2 protein-coding genes, 1 tRNA gene and 1 pseudogene are annotated in these 2535 nt (G+C 67.5%); 3 read left to right on the forward strand and 1 reads right to left on the reverse strand.

What is annotated here, in order from left to right; genetic code table 11:
- Positions 1-69: 69 nt before the first annotated feature.
- A tRNA-Ser gene (locus AC5E6L_RS15090) sits at positions 70-159 on the reverse strand.
- Positions 160-312: 153 nt separating this feature from the next.
- On the opposite strand from AC5E6L_RS15090, the gene AC5E6L_RS15095 reads away from it, so the two are divergent.
- The 3 genes and pseudogenes from AC5E6L_RS15095 to AC5E6L_RS15105 all read left to right on the forward strand — a co-directional run.
- On the forward strand, positions 313-702 hold the full coding sequence (locus tag AC5E6L_RS15095) for a hypothetical protein (RefSeq protein WP_491230599.1): 390 nt from the start codon (positions 313-315) through the stop codon (positions 700-702).
- A gap of 180 nt (positions 703-882) precedes the next feature.
- Positions 883-1812, forward strand: a complete 930-nt coding sequence (locus AC5E6L_RS15100) for a septal ring lytic transglycosylase RlpA family protein (RefSeq protein WP_491230600.1) — start codon at positions 883-885, stop codon at positions 1810-1812.
- A gap of 352 nt (positions 1813-2164) precedes the next feature.
- Positions 2165-2535, forward strand: a pseudogene (locus AC5E6L_RS15105) (hypothetical protein); the annotation flags it as partial.

Raw genomic sequence — 2535 nt, forward strand, 5'->3', positions numbered from 1 at the left:
CTGCCGGTGCTGGCGGCTTCAAATGGCGTAGAATCGGCGGCGAACGGCGTTCGCACTTTTGTTCCAGGGTGGCGGAGGGGGAGGGATTCGAACCCCCGGAGGCCGCAAAGCCTCAACGGTTTTCAAGACCGCCGCATTCGACCGCTCTGCCACCCCTCCGGCCTCCGTTAGATGGCACAGCGCCCCCGGACCCGCAAGATCGGCCCGGGCGCGCCGGCCGTTCCGGCGGGACAATCGGGTGCGGATCATGATCCATCCCCGCCGCCCTTTCGTAGCACGGTCGCACGCCACACCGGATCCGGAACCGCCTTCATGATTCGCATCCTCGCTTTCGCCTCGGCCGCGCTGGCGCTTTGCGCCATCGCCAGCCCCGCCGCCGCCGAGCAGATGGCGGGAACGGCCATCAGGGACACGATCAAGGGCAAGCGCGTCTACCTTTCAACGCCGTTCGGCGGCGAGTTCCCGCTCCACTACGGGACCGACGGCCAAGTCAGCGGCGATGGCACCGCGCTCGGCCTTGGCCGCTATTTCGCGCCACGCGAGACGGGCCGCTGGTTCATCGAGGATGACCGGCTCTGCCAGCAGTTCCCCACATGGTACAATGGTCGCGTGAGCTGTTTCACCTTGCGCAGGACAGGCGAGACGACGCTGCGCTGGCGGCGGGACGATGGTTATTCGGGCCGCGCGCGCATCGAGGGGTAGGGCCTGTTCGGGCCCCGTGCGGTGCATCGCCTGGATAACGCATCTTAACATTCCGATAAGCGAGATGACCGATCGTGGGCGTCTTGGCGCCGTCCGACACTGGTCGGGTGCCGAAGCTTGGTGTAAGCGCGTGCGACGATGGGGATGATGAATTTGACGAACGGCCGTTTGCGAGCGGGCATGGTCGTTGCTGTGTGCGCCGCCTTGGCCGGCTGCGGAAGGTCCTGGACGCCCAGCATCGCGTTGACCGGCGGGGGCGCAAGCGCGCTCGCGGCGCGCAGCGATGTCGTCAACCTGTCGAACCTGCCCATATTCACCGCCAACGCCGCCACGTCCGGCACCGAGAGCTTTTCGGCGGCCGCCTTCGGCGTTGCCGCCAGCCCTCGCATCGCCACGGGCACGCGCATAAAGCGTGGCGGCGGCCGCGACATGGTCGGTCGGCCCTACACGGTTCGCGGCAGGCGCTATGTTCCCACGGCCGATCAGCCCCGTTTCCAGCACGGCCGCGCCTCCTGGTATGGCGAGGCGTTCCACGGCCGCAAGACCGCCAATGGCGAAGTCTACGACATGAACCACCTGACCGCAGCGCATAAAACGATGCCGCTGCCCTCCTATGCGCGCGTGACGAACAAGGCCAACGGTCGCTCGGTGGTGGTGCGGGTGAACGATCGCGGCCCGTTCTCCAACAACCGCGTCATCGACCTGTCGAAGCGGGCCGCCTATATGCTGGACTTCATCGCCGCCGGAACGGCCGAGGTGAAGGTCGAATATCTCGGCCGCGCGCCGCTGCATGGCAAGGACGACCGGTATCTGATCGCCTCCTTCAGGGGCGCGCCCACCGTGGGCGCGCCGCGCGGCGCCGGCCCCGACCTGCCCGGCGTGCGCGCGCCCGACGTGATGCTGGCCGCCACCGAGGGGCCCGCTTCCGAGCGTTTCGGCGTCCCCCCCGGCGAAATCGGCGTCCCGGCACCGCGCCCGCTGTTGCGCGATGCGGCGCGGCCGCTGATCGGGCTCGACGCCTCGGCCTATGCGGACATGCGCATTGCCAAGGCCTTTGACGGCCTTGCGCCGCAACCCTCCGCCCGGACCGGCTGGAAGCCCTCCGATTGACGTCAAGGCGCTCTGCGCCTTCCAATCGCGCACCGAGCGCTCTAGGTTGCGGTTACACATTAACGATTGGCTGCGCCGCGCGGCAGGACGTCAGTTTCAGGAGGGAGTACGAAGGACATGCGGCGCATATTCGAGGACGACGGACGCCAAAATGGCGGCTTTGCCGCGCGGCCCGCAGGGTTGGGCCAACATCGGCCCTGACGGCGTCGAAAATGCTCGCAAGTGGGCCACACGTGCTTGCGCTTTTCTCCTGGTCAGGGCCGATGTTGGTCTCCAACGCAGTCAATCGTTAATGTGTAACCGCAACCTAGGTTGCGCCCACCGTGCGTCGTGACAGCAACCGGCCGAGCCCATGAACTGCACCCTTGGACATTTCGCCCGGCGGAACCGCCCGCGCCCTGCGCTTGCTCTGCTCGTCGCGCTGGCCCTTCTTGCGGCGGCGGCGGCGGCGGCGGCGGTGCCGGCGCGCGCCCAGCTCTTCGAAACCCGGGCCCAGAACGCAATGCTGTTGGATGTCGGAAGCGGCACGATCCTGTTTTCGAAGGCCGCCGACGCGCCGGTGCCGCCGGCGTCCCTGGCCAAGCTGATGACCATGGAGGTCGTCTTCCACGCGCTGAGGATAGGTCGGTTGACGATGGACGACACGTTCCTTGTCAGCGAGAATGCGTGGCGGACCGGCGGGGCGGTCTCGGGCACCTCGACCATGTTCGCCGAGATCAACTC

This window comes from Roseitalea sp., assembly GCF_984466335.1.

What these genes read in the sequence shown, in the direction of transcription:
- AC5E6L_RS15095 (WP_491230599.1), top strand. Translation starts at nt 313, where the DNA reads ATGATTCGCATCCTCGCTTTCGCCTCGGCCGCGCTGGCGCTTTGCGCC.
- AC5E6L_RS15100 (WP_491230600.1), top strand. Translation starts at nt 883, where the DNA reads ATGGTCGTTGCTGTGTGCGCCGCCTTGGCCGGCTGCGGAAGGTCCTGG.